We start from the raw sequence: 14,816 nt of genomic DNA, 5'->3' as shown, positions 1-14,816 counted from the left end.
TTTCCATCATGACCGGCATGAAACGCCGCGTTCCCACGCGTGAATGGCACACCGCTTTCCGCGGATTGTCTCAGTCCTATGCTGCTTCACCGGTGTTGGGCATGTCCGTGCTGGAAATGGATGCCGATCCCGCAAAAGCGAAAGCCCGCATTATTGAGCTGGCTCGGAAAACTGTAGAAGAAGACCGCGCCGAAGTGATTGTGCTGGGTTGTGCCGGACTTGCCGGATATGCGGAGGATATCGAACGGGAATTGGGTGTGATCGTTCTGGATCCCAGCTCAGTGGCACTGAAAGTCGCTGAAGCGCTGGTGGATTTGGGTCTGCATCATAGCAAAGCCGGTCGCTTTTCTTACCCTCCGGTTAAAGAAATTAAGTAAAAATATTGAAAATATTTTTGAGAGTGAAAGGACTATCAATATGATTAATCTAACACGTGGTGTTCCTCCAGTTGAGGTTTTCCCGATTGAAGACCTGATTCGAGCTTCTGAAAAGAATTTACGAGAAGATGGTAAACGAGTTTTGCAATACCTGCATGCACCCGGTTATCCTCCATTAGTTGAGTATCTGGCAAAAAAACATGAAGTTGATAATGACCAGGTCGTATTGGGAAACAGTTCACTGGAGCTTTTACAATTTGTCACTCTGACTGAAATGAAAGCCGGTGACTATGCTTTTATTGAATCCCCTTCGTATGACCGAGCCAACACATTATTAAAACGATCCGGAGCAAATGTTGTCGGAATTCCGCTGGAAACGGATGGAGTTAATTTAGACGTTTTTGAAAAAGAGTTAAAGAAAAACGCTCCAAAGTTGTTCTACATTATTCCGGATTTTCAGAACCCAATGGGAACAACAACCAGTCTTGAAAAACGAAAACAGATTGCAAAATGGGCTGTTGAGTATAATTTCCTCGTAATTGAGGATGCTCCATACCGTGAACTTCGATATCATGGCACAGCTGTTCCTTCCATTCGATCATTTGCCCCTGATCATGTCGTCACGCTTTCATCATTCTCTAAAACTTTGGCACCGGGACTTCGCATGGGCTATATGTACGGTCCGAAAGATATCATCAAGAGAATCACTGCATGGGAAGTTGACACGTACATCGGCAGTGTAACACCAACACAAGGTCAGGTTTTCGAATATCTCAAACAAGGATCATTTGAGCCGAATTTGAAGAAACTCTGCGATTTATACCGACCACGTTTGGATACATTACTAGAAACTTTAAATGAATACCTCCCCAATGCAGTTTATCCTCGTCCTGAAGGCGGATTCTTTGTCGGCGTAACACTTCCAGAAGGCAATTCCATGGAAAAGTTACTGCCCGCAGCGGCTGAAGCCGGTTTCAAACTGACAGATGGCCGTGGATTTTATTTGAATCCCCAAGATGGCGATCGTTTCCTGAGAATCCCATTTTGCAGTTTGACACCAGAAGAAATTCGTAATGCAATGCAGAGCCTGACAAAAATCATTGTTCATTAATAAAAACGATTCCTCCAGATCGCTTGTTGTTCAGTGAAAATTCAATAAGTCAGGTAAATTATTAATGAAAAAACCGTTTTTCCCAATCGAAAAACGGTTTTTTTGTATCAATATGAAATTTAAGATCTTTTCTCAGATAGTTACCCCAAATTTCAGCAATTCGAAATATGCACGAATTTATTGAATAGAAAGAAAAAATATATTGTTGGTTAAAAAAAACAGGCAGACCAATAAGATCTTCCTGCTTTTGTGAGACAAGCTTTTTGTGGCTTGATTGTTAGAAAGTCTGCAGCCATCGATTCTATTTCGAAGAACTCGATATTAATTGCACAACCTCAAATCCTAATCTACTTTTATCCGAGCTAACTGCCCAAATATGCTTCTTTAACACGCGGATCAGTCAATAAGTCTTTTGCCGGTCCTTCAATGGTGATATTGCCTGTTTCCAGAACATAAGCGCGATTAGCAACGCTCAAAGCCATAAACGCATTTTGCTCATTCAACAATATCGTTTTACCTTCTTGGTTCATGCGTTGGATGACTTCAAAAATTTCATCGACGATTTTTGGAGCAAGTCCCATAGAAGGTTCATCCAATACAACCAGATCACCACCGGTAACGATAGCACGACCAACTGCCAGCATTTGCTGTTCACCACCGGATAATGTAATCGATGGCTGCATGCGACGTTCTTTTAAGCGTGGAAAAAGTTCGAAAACTTCTTCATAAGATGCTTTTTTCCCCTCGGGATCTTTTCGCAGAAGTGCTGCCATCTTTAGATTTTCCATGACAGTTAAATTTGTGAAAATTCGTCTTCCTTCGGGAACATGCGTAATACCCATTTCGACTATCCGATGAGGAGCAATGTTGGTAATATCTTTGTCTTTAAAGTGAATCGTCCCCGATGCAGCATGTTCCAAGCCTGTGATCGTACGTAGTGTGGTTGTTTTTCCGGCTCCATTTGCGCCAATCAAAGTAACAATTTCACCTTTTTCAACGTAAAATGAAATCCCCTTGACCGCTTTGATTGCGCCATAATTTACATGCAGATCATTAACTTCGAGAAGCATTTGCGTGACCTCCTAAGTAAGCCTCAATGACTTTGGGATCATTTTGCACTTTTTCAGGTGTACCTTCGGAAATTGTCTCACCGAAATCCAGAACCTTAATATACTCAGCAATTTTCATAACCATTTTCATATGGTGCTCAATAACTAATATTGCCTTTCCTAATTCTTTCTGTACACGCAGAATCAAATTCACGACATCGTCAATTTCATTTGGATTCATTCCGGCAGCGGGTTCATCCAGCAAAATGACTTTAGGTTCTGTTGCGAGCGCTCGGACGATCTCTAACTTTCGCTGTTCACCATAAGGAAGATTATTCGCAAAAAAGTCTTTTTTATCCTGAAGATCAAACATCTCCAATAATTCCATCGATTTTTCAGTAATGCGTCTCTCTTCAGAGTGGTATTTTCCCGTTCGGGTCAACATATTAAAGAAGTTGTAATCCGTTTTAAAGGAGTGTGCCATTTTTACATTATCCAATACTGTTGCGCCATGGAATAAACGAATATTCTGAAATGTACGAGCCAAACCCGCCGCAGTGAATTGATAAGGTTTACAACCAGCCATCAATTTCCCGTCAATATAAATACTGCCTTCGGTTGGCTGATAAATTCCTGTAAGCATATTAAAAACAGTCGTTTTTCCTGCTCCATTGGGACCAATGATTGAATATAATTCTTTTTCCTGAAGATCCAACGAAAAATCATTAACCGCTCTCAAACCGCCAAATTGAATACTAATGTGATCCGCTTTTAAGACGCTCATTGGGAAATCTCCTCATTAGCAACGGCAGTTTTTTTCGATTTTCGCTGAAATAAATTTGAAAATCCGATATGCCGAATGCCACCGGTCTTTAACTTCAGGAAAGCGAACTCTTTGCCGCCAAACATACCCACCGGTCTGAATAAAATGATGACTACCAGTAAACCGCCATAAATGACCAGACGCCATTCATTCATAAAGCGCAAGATTTCCGGTAATGCCGTCAGAACAAAAGCACCGAGTATAGATCCGCTGATACTGCCCACACCACCTGCATAAAGATAGACTAAAAAATCAGTGGATTTTGTGTAGCTGAATACATCCGGATGCAAATAGCGCAATGTATGAGCATACATACTTCCGGCGATGCCCGCAATAAAAGCTGAAGTGACAAAAGCCTGGACTTTGTATTTTGAAGTATTGATACCCATCGTATCAGCAGCAACTTCATTATCACGAATTGCCAAACATCCTCTGCCATAGGCAGAATCCATATAATTACGACAGACATAGATGGTTATCGTAACAAACACAAAAATCCAGAACAAACTTGCCAATTTGGGAATACCGGTTAGACCGCGAGCCGCACCAACCGTCGGTGTAATCCGGATAATCGACCGAATCACTTCACCGAAGCCCAGCGTTACGATTGCCAGATAATCCCCCTTCAAGCGCAATGTCGGCATACCGATCAAAAAACCGAATATTGCAGCTCCAATACCTCCTGCGATTGTGGCAAGCAGGAAAAAAACCGTCTGCAATGCTGGAGGCATGGTTGCAGCACTGAAAATAATTTTTGAAAACAATGCTGATACATAGGCGCCTACTGCCATGAAACCGGCGTGTCCAATGGAGTTTTGACCGGTCATACCATTTACCAGATTTAATGATAAGGTCATGATGATGTTGACACCAGCCAGCATAATAATCTGAATAATATAATTGTTGAGAATTTTATTTTTCTGCAGTAAGAAAATTACTACATAGATCAAAGGGAGAATGATTACTTCCGAATTCTTTCGCAGCCAGTTCATTTTCATCACCCTTTATACTTTCTCAATCATCGGCTTCCCAAGCAAACCTTCCGGCTTAAGAAGCAGAATAATAATCAAAACGACAAAAGAAATACCGTACGCCAATTCAGAATAAACGGATGAAATCATAATTTCAATCACACCCATAATGAATCCACCTAAAACAGCCCCGCGGATATCACCAATTCCACCAATTACTGCCGCAATAAACGCTTTATTCCCTAAAGTTGCGCCCATTGTAACTGTCAGAACAGGGTAATTGTTTGCATAAAAAGCGCCGCTGATTGCAGCGAGACCTGCTCCGATAAAAAATGTGGCAGAAATGACACGGTTAACATTGACACCCATCAAGGAAGAGGCATCTTTATCACAAGAAGCTGCGCGCATTTCCATTCCGATTGTCGTTTTCATAATAATAAAATAGAGTACGCTCATAATGACTATCGACAGAATGATGACAACGATTCGCACTAAGCTTAATTGAATTGGTCCGACAAAAAAAAGCACATCTTTTAATAATTTCGGAAATGTACGGGGATTTGGACCAATAAATGGAATAGCACGGAAAAAGTTTTGTGTGAAAAGCGAAACGCCAATCGCGGCAATCATACTGGAGATTTTCGGTCTGTTGCGCAGAGGTTTATACGCAATTCTTTCAACGCCTACACCAATAAAACCGGTGATTGAGGCGCTTGCAAGAATGACAAATAAAGCAATTGCAGGTCCAAGCATTTGGTCCGCAAAGAAAAGGCTTACGATAAAGAAAACGGCATAAGAGCCCATCATCAGGAAATCTCCGTGCGCCATATTAATCATGCGGATAATACCAAACACCATCGTATATCCAATCGCTAACAGGGCATAGATACTTCCAAGCTGAAGTCCGTAAACCAGTAGTTGAATAAATTTTTCCATTATCCTCCTTCAGGACTTAACCTATCTGGCACAAGTTTTCACTTGTGCCAGACGAAAATTCTTACCAATAGATATTATTTTGAAGGGGAAACACTACCTACATATTGTGCAACGCCATTTCGAACCTGAAGAATAATTCCAGATTTAATTGGATTGCGGAATTCGTCAAATGTCACATGGCCAGATGGAAGATCCAATTCGGTCTTCATCATTGCATCGCGAATGCCGGTCCCATCAATGGTTTCAGCATTTTGAATCGCATTCAAAACAATATGGGCAGCTTCATAAGCCATAGCGGAGCAAAAGCTTGGGCGATATCCGGCTAAGTCAGTAAATGCTTTCACAAAATCAGCAGCGGTTTCTGCATCAGGGGAGAATCCTGTTACATAATAGGCTCCTTCAATAACATCCAAACCAACTAATTCCGGCATTGCTGCATAATCCCATGAGTCACAACCGAGCAGGGTTGCTTCGATACCCATGCCGCGAATTTGCTGCAGAATCAGTGGGATGTTGTCGATGTGTGCAGGAACGAAGACTGCTTCCGGATTGGCATTCTTAATGTTGATGAGTTGTGCGCTGAAATCTTTAACATCGGCGCCGCTGAAAGCTTCATTAGCAACAACTTCACCACCCAATGCAACAAAAGCATCAACAAATGCTTTGTCAAGTCCGGCACTGTATGTGTCAGCGTTGTCATAGATCACGGCGGTCTTTCTTAATCCAAGGTTCTCATAAGCAAATTGAGCAACAACTTTTCCCTGGAACGGATCAATGATACAAGCGCGGAAAACATAATCACCGACTTTTGTAACTGCTTCATTGGTACCAGTATTGGTAATTTGCGGAATTTTCGCTGCCTGGCTGATTTCCGCAGAAGCAATAGTATCACCAGAGTTATTGGGACCAACAATGGCTAAAACTCCATCCTGTTCAATTAGTTTTTGAGCTGCATTCACTGCAATTTCCGGTTTCGCTTCGCAGTCTTCGATAATCCAGTTAATCTTGACTTTTTTGCCATCAACATCAAGACCACCGTTTTCTTCCAGCTCTTTTTGAACTAATTTGATTGCGTCAGTCATATTCTGACCATCAATTGCCTGTGAACCAGATATAGTGCTGATCATACCAAGATTAATTTCATCCGGTATCGTTTTTTCAGCTGAAACTGCACTAATTCCCATAACAAGTGACAACGATAAAACTACCATTAGTAACACAAATTTCTTCATCTTTTATTTCTCCTTTTATTTAATTTTAAAATCATCGTTTTAATTTTCCGACGATTCTAATGGACTACTATGATTTTCGCACCACACAATATCTGTTTTCAATCTGACCTTGTCATTTCAATTCTGTATAGTTGTTAAGATAATAAAACAAATACAATAAGATTTTAATGGTCAATGCTATTTTTGTATAGATATTTAGATCAATTTACAAATATTCCTTCGAATTCCTTTTTTGTTGCATAATTCGACAAGTAAGGCCGAAATTTCAGGATCCGATAAAACAAATAAATCGCTAGAAAAATAACTTATATCGGGAATTTCCAGGAATTCCTAATTTTGAATTCCACTGTATCTGCGTTTTTTGCTGATTGAGAGGCCAGCCTTGACAAGACCGGTTACGATCACTAAAGCGCTGACAATACTGTCTAACACGGGAATTTCCAATTCACGGCTCAGGTTTTTATCCAATCCGCTTAAACCCGCACAACCCAGCACAATTACTTCTGCAAGATCTTCTTCCAACGCAGATTTTGCAGTATTTAAGAATATCTCTTCTGCAGAAAGTGAAGTATGCTCATTTTTGGGCGCTCGTACAGAAGCATTATATTTCTCTAAATGGTAATTTTGAATCATCGCCTGTTTATTGGGAATTGAATGTTCAGCAGTTGAAATTACTGAAAAAGAATGCCCTAACATAGTGGCCAGCTTCATCGATGCTTCGCCGATTCCAACCACCGGTTTGGATGAAATTTCTTTCAACAGATCCAAATTGGGATCACTGTGGCAGGCAACGACAAATCCGTCATATTGATCTTCATTTTCCTTGAACAATTTCAACATTCCAGGCGCAGCTTTGGCAGCATCCATGTAATAATCTATGAATTCGGGTGCTCCCGGTGTGGAAACAGTGTCAACGATGAAGTCACCATCTGCAAACGCAACCGCGGTTCGTTGAATCGCTTCTGTCATCATTTGATTGCTGTTTGGATTAATGATCAAGATTTTTATATCACGCATTTTCATAGCTGATACCTATTTATCTTTCGATTGCAGAACAAAAGGATTAATTCGCTCTACACTATCCACGCGTTTGAAAATAATGTCATCGGGATAACTTAACAATTTGCCAAATGCCACTGAAATTTCTCTGCGCTCAGCTCCGATATAACAGCCCTTTGCTTCCAATTCCTCAACTCTTTTTTTCAACAATAAGTATTCCTGAATGTATTGCTCTTTTGCATAATATAAAATGGAATTTTTCCCTTTGGTAAATTCTGCACTCTGAATATCGGTAATCAACAGCGATTGTTCAACATAATATCTGGTCCCAAAACCTTCGCTGATTTCTTTCGAAGCCTGAACAAGCAATTCCAAATTTTGCGGTTCAATCGGAGGACTGATAGCCAATTTTTTAACACCGCATGCTACCATTTCGATAAAACTATTAATCATGCCTAATTCAAAAGAAATCTGATCTACACGATAAGAAATTGCCACGATATTGCCTCTTTATATAAATCCTAATTTGTCATCCATTAAAATAAATAAGCGCACCACTAAGAACAAGTGTTTAAAATCAAAACACGAGCAAACCAGAGTTTGCCTGATCTGAAAAGGCAGCTATTGCTTAAGACGAACTCGAATAATTTGGACGGTAGGGAAACTGTCGGAAAGTAATTGATTAAATAACAAAATATCTGCAACTAAGAGATCAGATTTATTCAAAAAACTGATACAGTTCGCCAACTGATTGAATTTTGTTATCATCTTGTATTATTTTTTTCCTTGGTTTGGATTTCTATTTTAACCAATAAGTATTCTACATAAGACAAAAGGGGTTGTCAATAAACAGTTCGGACTATTAAAATGGTCAAATTGTTATGTATTGAAATTTCTTACGAAAAAGTGATACGCTTGTGCAGTTTTACGAGGAGAATAAAAAAAATACGCAACAATAAATTAACCATCCTATATTTTCGAATTATTGGCTGATAGTATAATCGGTTTACAAAATAAAAATAAAGAGGGAAAAATGTACAATCAATCAGATTTACCAGCATGGCAACAGGATGCCACTTCGCCAGAACAGTATCATTGCTGTGAAACAAGACGCGGACGTGAATTCATCATCCGTTTAATGACAGGCGCTGATCCGGTCTTGGCAATTGAGAATTTTGCAAAAGAGCAAAACATTCGTTTTGGCAAAGTACACGCAACATTTATGGGCGGTTTTCAACCATGTCGATATTATGTCTGGGTTCCCGATACCGTACATCCGGACAATTGGCATTTGGAAGGTGAAGCAACCAATACGAACTTGACCATGCTCAGTGCAATTGGCGGTATGATAGGACAACGTCCTACTCCGGACGGCAAGGAAGAACCTTTTGTTGCGATGCATTTTGTCGCCGGCGGCGCATGGGATTGCGGAACTATTGCAGGCCATTTACTGGAAGGAACACGAGTAAAAGGATGTATGCAGTGTTTTGTTACAGAACTCCTCGATATTGAAGTTCTAAAACCCGTCGATGTTTTTGGTGAAGCATATACCCATCCGGAAAATTTCTATCGCAATATCGTAAAATAAGATCCATGATTACTTTTGGAAATCTTCTCTGTTTTGTAAAGCAATAACATCTTCAACTTTAATTCGAAATTTGGAAAAATATATTGTTCGTGTGGTAATTTTGCGCAAAACGTAAATGAACCACGACAATTCTTTTCTTAAGCCATTCGAAAAGTATGCCCTTATTTCGAAATGCTGCTTTCGTATCAGGAATATTTCACAAAAAATAATGAAAGAGGGTGCAGAATCTGCACCCTCTTCTTCGTTTTAAGATTCGTATTATGATTTCCCGCGCATTTGCGGATCTAACGCATCCCGTAATCCATCTCCAAGAAAATTGAAAGCGAACATCGTTAAAGCCAGCATCAGAGCAGGAAAAATCGTCTGATTGGGATAAGTTCGAACGACTTTTGATCCATCTGAGATCATCGAGCCCCAGGAAGGAGTTGGAGGATTCACGCCCAATCCGATAAAAGACAAAAATGCTTCAGTATTAATATACCCTGGTATCGCCAGTGTTTCACTGATAACAAGCGGTCCAATAATATTGGGCAGTATATGTTTAAACATAATTCTCCTATCAGTACTTCCGATGGATCGAGCTGCCTCAATAAATTCTTTTTCTTTTATCGAAAGAACCTGCCCGCGCGTTAATCGCGCCATTGTTTCCCATGCCGTCAATCCTATGCCGATGATAATGAACAGCATTCCACCCAGGCTATTGTCCAAAAAAGATAACGCTTCACCGAATGTCCCAGGATCTGGTTTTGATAAAGCTGTTCTAAAAAATGTCATTAACAAAATTGTAAAAAGTAAACCGGGAAACGCATAAAGAATATCGACAATCCGCATCATGAAATTATCGACCCTGCCGCCAAAGAAACCGGCAATACAGCCATACAAGACACCGATAATTAAACTGATCAAAGGTCCAATAATTGCTATGATCAGGGATACTCGGGAACCATAGATTATTCTGCTCAATAAATCACGGCCAACATAATCGGCACCAAGAATGTATTTATTCGGGTTGTCTACAGGTGGTTTCGCATAGGATTCCATCACAGGGAATACTTTTGTAAGCCACGGCGGTACTGCGTTTTGTTCGGACAAAACTTGTGTTGCATAATCATACGGTGCGATTTTATCCGCAAAAATCATCATCAGGTAAAGCAAAATAATAATGATACCGCCAATCACAGCCGCTCTGTTTTTCAATAAACGCCGAATTGCGTCTCGAGTCAGGGATTCTGATTTTTGAGATAATGGATTGCCGCCATTTCCGGATTTTTTTACTGCTTCACTTAAATCTACTGCCATCATTCCTCCAGTTTTTCAGCAACCCGCTTATTCAAAACGAATTCTTGGATCAAGAAATCCATAAACCAGGTCGACAATTAAATTACAGAGTACCAGAAATATCGCATAGATCAAAACCGTTCCCATAATCACCGGATAATCCCGATTGGTAATACTGTTGACAAAATATCTACCCATTCCTGGAATTCCAAAGATCGTTTCTGTAACAAAAGTACCTGTTAACAAACCGGCAAACATCGGTCCCATAATCGTAATGACAGGAATCAATGAATTTTTCAGTGCATGTTTAATAACAATATTCCGTTCGCGCAATCCTTTTTCACGAGCAGTCCGAATATAATCTTCGCGGATCACTTGTAACAAACTCGCTCTGGTAAGCCGGGCAATGGATGCCGAAGAAGATAAACCGAGCGCAAACATCGGCATGATCGCATATTGCCAATATTTCCAACCATGAGTCGTTGAGAAAATTCCGAAAGCAAAGGGAGGTTTCGAGCCCCAACCGGTCACTGGAAGGACTTTCAGAGACACGCCAAATATCCATACCAAAATCGGACCCAATACAATGACTGGCACAGATACTCCGAAAATTGCCATGGTCATACTGGTGTAATCAACCCAACTGTTTTGTTTCAATGCTGCTAAAATACCCAACGGCATTCCGATCACCACAGCAACACAAAAAGCCAGAAAACCTAATTGAATCGATATAGGAAGCTGATCCCGCAGCATATCATTAACGGTTCTGGATCGTGATGAATAGGACGGTCCAAAATTCACCCAACGTACGTAGTATTTTCCGATTTTAAACTTAAATAGGGCATCCGCATCAATAGAATTTGGAAATTTGGTCGTGCTGATGCGGGGGATTGCCAAATCTTTTAAATATTGCAGATATTGAACAGGAAGAGGCTGATCTAAATGATAACGTTTTTCAAGATTTGCAATGATTTCTTTGGGAAGCGGTTTTTCTTTGTCAAAGGGGCCTCCGGGAACCGAATGCATCAAGCCAAATGTAATGACTGACACAACAAGGATTACCAGAAACATGTAAAGAAGCCGTCTGATGATATATCTCCCCATAATTATTCCTCCGATGCTTTTTACTTTTCTATCGTCCAGATAATTTATCTCTGAAGATAGTGTTCTAATAAAGTCGATCGTCTTTCGGGAACTATCTCCGGATAAGGTTTTCGCGTTTTAATTTTCATATTCAAAAATATATTACTGCGAATCACCTCGTGGCAATATATTTCGGGATATAAAAACTGTCTAGGATAGCTCTAATTAACGATTTCCATTCTGTTTCGTGATTGAAATAGTAAACCCAAACCCTTCGTTGGATGTTTGAATAGCTATAATTCGACCACAATAATCCATTTACTTAATTATTTATTGAAGGGGCTGTTATTGCCCAGCCCCTTCTTGTCTTATGATGGAAATCAATAAGATTTCTTATTTGTTTCCGGCTCGTTCCTGTCCTTCAGGAAGAATATCCCATTTATTAAAGGATTCCTTGCCGCCCATGACAGAGAATGTTCGTTCAATATTCATCTTTGCAAGTTGAACACTGGTATACCAGTAGATCGGCGCCATTACAGCATCATCATAAACCAGGATTTTTTCAGCGTCAGCATAAAGCTTAGTCCGCTTTGCAGTATCTGGCTCGACGAGCGCCTGATTGACCAGGTTTTCGAATTCTTCGTTATACCACATAAATCCACCTTGCGGTTTTGAACCGGCTAAGCCATCCACAGTCGGATTGCTTGAACCGCCGGAGGAAGCCTGATCATCAACGAAGTTAGCAGCATCCGGATAATCCTGACACCAGCCAAGGCGCCAGACCTGCGGCGTTGCTTCGCTGCGGATTGTCTTCAGATAAACAGCCCATTCCTGATTTTGGACAATTGCATCAATACCAAGTACATCTTTCCACATTTGCTGAATAGCGACAGCAATTTTATTATGGCTTTCACTGGTATTGAACATTAATTCGATCTTAATTTCTGAAGGATCGGTGATCTTTTTCTCATCCATGTAGGATTGCAGTTCAGCTTTGGCTTTCTCAGGATCATATTTGATACCTAAATCCGGATACTCTTCCAATGTTGGAGCAGCAACCAAACCTGGACGTGAGAACCATTGAGCAGGAATCTGGCCACCTTTTACGACGTTATCGATCAAGGACTGACGATCGATCGACATCGACAAGGCACGGCGTACACGTGCATCGTCAACAAATTCAGCCTGCGTATTGAATCCATAGAAATAAGTGCAGAAGTTTGGTCCAATGGAAAGTTCTTTACCCATAACCGGATCTGCTTTAATACGATCCATTTCAGCAACAGGAACCTGGTACATACCTAACAAATTACCTGATTCATACTCTGCCAATCCGGCGGATTCGCTGATAATACGGAAGACAACTTCGTCGATTTTTGACGGAGGAATACTGGCAATGTCTGCCGGCCAGAAAGGATTCTTTATGATTGTCAGATGATCATCATGCAGCCATTCTTTCACAGCATACGGTCCGTAAGTCTGAACAACTTCCGGGTCGATCCAGCGATCTGCCATTGCCTCTGTGCAGGCATCGCCTTCGATCAACCATTGCGGAACGGCATAGGTCACCCACAATCCAGGAATCATGGTGTTGGTCGCAATATCGCGCAGATAAGTAATTTCCAGTGTTTCGTCATCAATTGCTTTTACAGCTACATCATCTGCAGTTGCTTTAGGCTTTTCCACTACGTCAGCAGGAGAAGCTTCTTCAGTTGTTTCTGCTTCAGCAGCTTCTTCATCAGCACCGGTAGCATAGAATTCCGCTGCACCTACAATATAACCAGTCACCATAAATGCATAATCGGAAGCAGTTGCCGGATTTGCAGTGCGTTTAATGGCATATTCAAAATCTTTAGCGGTTACGTAACGGACATTTCCTTCGCAATCCTTCACTTCTTCTACTTCGCCGGTTTCAGCATTATATTTTACCCATGGAATATCGGTCCGAAGTTTATACGTGTACTTCACAGTTCCATCCGCATTTACTTCACCCTTGGTAACTTCGGTTGCCAGACCATTTTCAAATTCAGCAGTAACTTCGTTCTGATTCATAATACCGGCAAACACCAGCATATTCACCTGGTTGGAACTTGTATCTGTTGAAATAGCCGGATCAATCGTCGGAATATCTGTCTCGCCTAATGACCAGGTCATAATCTTCTTTTCAGCTGGTTCTTTAGCGACTGGTTCTTCAACTGCGGGAACTTCCGTGGGCGGAACTTCAGCAGTAGGTTCTTCCACAACAGGTGCTTCCGTGGGCGGAACTTCAGCAGTAGGTTCTTCCACAACAGGTGCTTCCGTGGGCGGAACTTCAGCAGTAGGTTCTTCCACAACAGGTGCTTCAGTAGGTGGAACCGCGGTTGGAGTAGCTTGTTTCGCGCAGGAACTCAAAACCACACTTAGAATCAACATGACACTTAACAGGATAAATAGATTCTTTGAACGCATTTTTTTCCCTCCTCTTTAGGAATAAAATTTGGTATTACACAAATTTTTGAAAAAACTGCCGAACATGTTCATAAAGGGAATCAGACGGCAGTATTCACGACCAGGAAACAGGTGAAGTCAATATTTTTAAGAAATATCAAAATGACAAGCCACAAAATGGTCTTTTGAGATTTCCCGAAAAGCTGGTTTCTCCTCAGCGCAAATCTCTTTGGCATATTGACAGCGCGTCCGAAACCGGCAGCCGCTTGGCGGATTAACCGGAGAGGGAACATCGCCTTCCAAGATGATTCTTTTCCGTTTTTCTTCGACAAACGGATCAGGGTACGGAACTGCGGATAACAGCGCCTGGGTATATGGATGACGCGGATTGGCATACAACTCATTCCGGTCAGCCAGTTCAACAATGATACCGAGGTACATTACAGCAATCCGATCACTGATATGCCGAACCATCGACAGGTCATGAGCGATGAAAAGATACGTCAGTCCCAGCGTGGACTGTAAATCTTCTAATAAGTTTACAACTTGCGCCTGGATCGAAACATCCAGTGCAGATATTGGTTCATCACAAACAATCAATTTCGGTTCCAGCGCCAGAGCGCGTGCAACTCCGATCCGCTGCCGTTGACCGCCCGAAAATTCATGAGGGTATCGATTGGCAAAAGCGCCATTTAATCCAACCAGTTGTAAAAGATCCTGTACCCGTTTTGTCTGTGCTGCACCTTTGTAGGTTCCATGGATTTCCATCGGTTCGCCGATAATCTGTCCAACCGTCATACGCGGATTTAAACTGGCATAGGGATCCTGGAATATCATTTGCAAATCACGCCGTTTCCGACGCAGGTTCTCCCCTTTCAGTTTTGCCAGATCATCTCCTTCAAAAAATACGCTGCCTGAGGTCGGACGATATAATTGCAGGAT

At 41.3% G+C, this 14,816-nt stretch carries 14 protein-coding genes; 3 read left to right on the top strand and 11 right to left on the bottom strand.

All coding sequences use genetic code 11. The features are described from left to right. Together ATC1_RS01155 and ATC1_RS01150 are read left to right on the top strand one after the other, a co-directional pair. On the top strand, window positions 1-377 hold a 377-nt coding region (locus ATC1_RS01155), incomplete at its 5' end, for an aspartate/glutamate racemase family protein (protein ID WP_236688097.1). Window positions 378-417: 40 nt separating this feature from the next. Further along, window positions 418-1,488 (top strand): aminotransferase-like domain-containing protein, encoded by a 1,071-nt coding sequence (locus ATC1_RS01150; RefSeq protein WP_062277328.1) that lies wholly within the window; start codon window positions 418-420, stop codon window positions 1,486-1,488. Between the two features lie 362 nt (window positions 1,489-1,850). Here ATC1_RS01150 and ATC1_RS01145 read toward each other — a convergent pair whose 3' ends face one another. The 7 genes from ATC1_RS01145 to ATC1_RS01115 all read right to left on the bottom strand — a co-directional run bounded on the left by ATC1_RS01145 (window position 1,851) and on the right by ATC1_RS01115 (window position 7,996). After that, window positions 1,851-2,558 (bottom strand): ABC transporter ATP-binding protein, encoded by a 708-nt coding sequence (locus ATC1_RS01145; protein WP_062277325.1) that lies wholly within the window; start codon window positions 2,556-2,558, stop codon window positions 1,851-1,853. Further along, the gene (locus ATC1_RS01140; RefSeq protein ID WP_062277322.1) at window positions 2,542-3,321 is read right to left on the bottom strand and encodes an ABC transporter ATP-binding protein; all 780 of its coding nucleotides are present in this window, start codon (window positions 3,319-3,321) and stop codon (window positions 2,542-2,544) included. Before ATC1_RS01140 ends, ATC1_RS01145 begins: the two co-directional genes overlap by 17 nt. Beyond that, window positions 3,318-4,352, bottom strand: a complete 1,035-nt coding sequence (locus ATC1_RS01135) for a branched-chain amino acid ABC transporter permease (protein WP_082174618.1) — start codon at window positions 4,350-4,352, stop codon at window positions 3,318-3,320. The genes ATC1_RS01140 and ATC1_RS01135 overlap by 4 nt, the downstream gene beginning before the upstream one ends. 12 nt (window positions 4,353-4,364) lie before the next feature. Then, window positions 4,365-5,267 carry a branched-chain amino acid ABC transporter permease gene (locus tag ATC1_RS01130; RefSeq protein WP_062277316.1) on the bottom strand — a complete coding sequence of 301 codons (903 nt, stop codon included), beginning with the start codon at window positions 5,265-5,267 and terminating at the stop codon, window positions 4,365-4,367. 74 nt (window positions 5,268-5,341) lie between these two features. Further along, a complete protein-coding gene (locus ATC1_RS01125) occupies window positions 5,342-6,499 on the bottom strand; it encodes an ABC transporter substrate-binding protein (protein WP_062277312.1) in 1,158 nt (385 codons plus the stop codon). Window positions 6,500-6,829: 330 nt separating this feature from the next. Further along, window positions 6,830-7,522 carry an aspartate/glutamate racemase family protein gene (locus ATC1_RS01120; RefSeq protein ID WP_201777219.1) on the bottom strand — a complete coding sequence of 231 codons (693 nt, stop codon included), beginning with the start codon at window positions 7,520-7,522 and terminating at the stop codon, window positions 6,830-6,832. Between the two features lie 9 nt (window positions 7,523-7,531). Beyond that, complete coding sequence (locus tag ATC1_RS01115) at window positions 7,532-7,996, bottom strand: hypothetical protein (RefSeq protein WP_062277309.1); 465 nt, start codon at window positions 7,994-7,996, stop codon at window positions 7,532-7,534. A gap of 535 nt (window positions 7,997-8,531) precedes the next feature. Here ATC1_RS01115 and ATC1_RS01110 point away from each other — a divergent pair. Next, complete coding sequence (locus ATC1_RS01110; protein ID WP_062277307.1) at window positions 8,532-9,086, top strand: PCC domain-containing protein; 555 nt, start codon at window positions 8,532-8,534, stop codon at window positions 9,084-9,086. Window positions 9,087-9,344: 258 nt separating this feature from the next. On the opposite strand, the gene ATC1_RS01105 is transcribed toward ATC1_RS01110, so the two are convergent. The 4 genes from ATC1_RS01105 to ATC1_RS01090 form a co-directional block, all read right to left on the bottom strand. After that, window positions 9,345-10,388 carry an ABC transporter permease gene (locus tag ATC1_RS01105; RefSeq protein WP_201777218.1) on the bottom strand — a complete coding sequence of 348 codons (1,044 nt, stop codon included), beginning with the start codon at window positions 10,386-10,388 and terminating at the stop codon, window positions 9,345-9,347. 24 nt (window positions 10,389-10,412) lie between these two features. Continuing rightward, a complete protein-coding gene (locus tag ATC1_RS01100; protein WP_062277300.1) occupies window positions 10,413-11,468 on the bottom strand; it encodes an ABC transporter permease in 1,056 nt (351 codons plus the stop codon). 372 nt (window positions 11,469-11,840) lie between these two features. Beyond that, on the bottom strand, window positions 11,841-13,895 hold the full coding sequence (locus ATC1_RS01095; protein ID WP_062277297.1) for a peptide ABC transporter substrate-binding protein: 2,055 nt from the start codon (window positions 13,893-13,895) through the stop codon (window positions 11,841-11,843). A 126-nt stretch (window positions 13,896-14,021) separates the two neighbouring features. Further along, the coding region (locus tag ATC1_RS01090) for an ABC transporter ATP-binding protein (RefSeq protein ID WP_062277294.1) at window positions 14,022-14,816 on the bottom strand (795 nt) is incomplete at its 5' end.

This window comes from Flexilinea flocculi (genome assembly GCF_001192795.1).
GTDB lineage: Bacteria > Chloroflexota > Anaerolineae > Anaerolineales > Anaerolineaceae > Flexilinea > Flexilinea flocculi.
The sequence above is the reverse complement of the archived record's forward strand: the minus strand, read 5'-3'. Positions and strand labels throughout refer to the sequence as shown.

Bases quoted from the DNA above. Each gene is read 5' to 3' on its own strand.
- ATC1_RS01150 (WP_062277328.1), top strand. From the start codon at position 418: ATGATTAATCTAACACGTGGTGTTCCTCCAGTTGAGGTTTTCCCGATT.
- ATC1_RS01145 (WP_062277325.1), bottom strand. From the start codon at position 2,558: ATGCTTCTCGAAGTTAATGATCTGCATGTAAATTATGGCGCAATCAAA.
- ATC1_RS01140 (WP_062277322.1), bottom strand. From the start codon at position 3,321: ATGAGCGTCTTAAAAGCGGATCACATTAGTATTCAATTTGGCGGTTTG.
- ATC1_RS01135 (WP_082174618.1), bottom strand. From the start codon at position 4,352: ATGAACTGGCTGCGAAAGAATTCGGAAGTAATCATTCTCCCTTTGATC.
- ATC1_RS01130 (WP_062277316.1), bottom strand. From the start codon at position 5,267: ATGGAAAAATTTATTCAACTACTGGTTTACGGACTTCAGCTTGGAAGT.
- ATC1_RS01125 (WP_062277312.1), bottom strand. From the start codon at position 6,499: ATGAAGAAATTTGTGTTACTAATGGTAGTTTTATCGTTGTCACTTGTT.
- ATC1_RS01120 (WP_201777219.1), bottom strand. From the start codon at position 7,522: ATGAAAATGCGTGATATAAAAATCTTGATCATTAATCCAAACAGCAAT.
- ATC1_RS01110 (WP_062277307.1), top strand. From the start codon at position 8,532: ATGTACAATCAATCAGATTTACCAGCATGGCAACAGGATGCCACTTCG.
- ATC1_RS01105 (WP_201777218.1), bottom strand. From the start codon at position 10,388: ATGATGGCAGTAGATTTAAGTGAAGCAGTAAAAAAATCCGGAAATGGC.
- ATC1_RS01100 (WP_062277300.1), bottom strand. From the start codon at position 11,468: ATGGGGAGATATATCATCAGACGGCTTCTTTACATGTTTCTGGTAATC.
- ATC1_RS01095 (WP_062277297.1), bottom strand. From the start codon at position 13,895: ATGCGTTCAAAGAATCTATTTATCCTGTTAAGTGTCATGTTGATTCTA.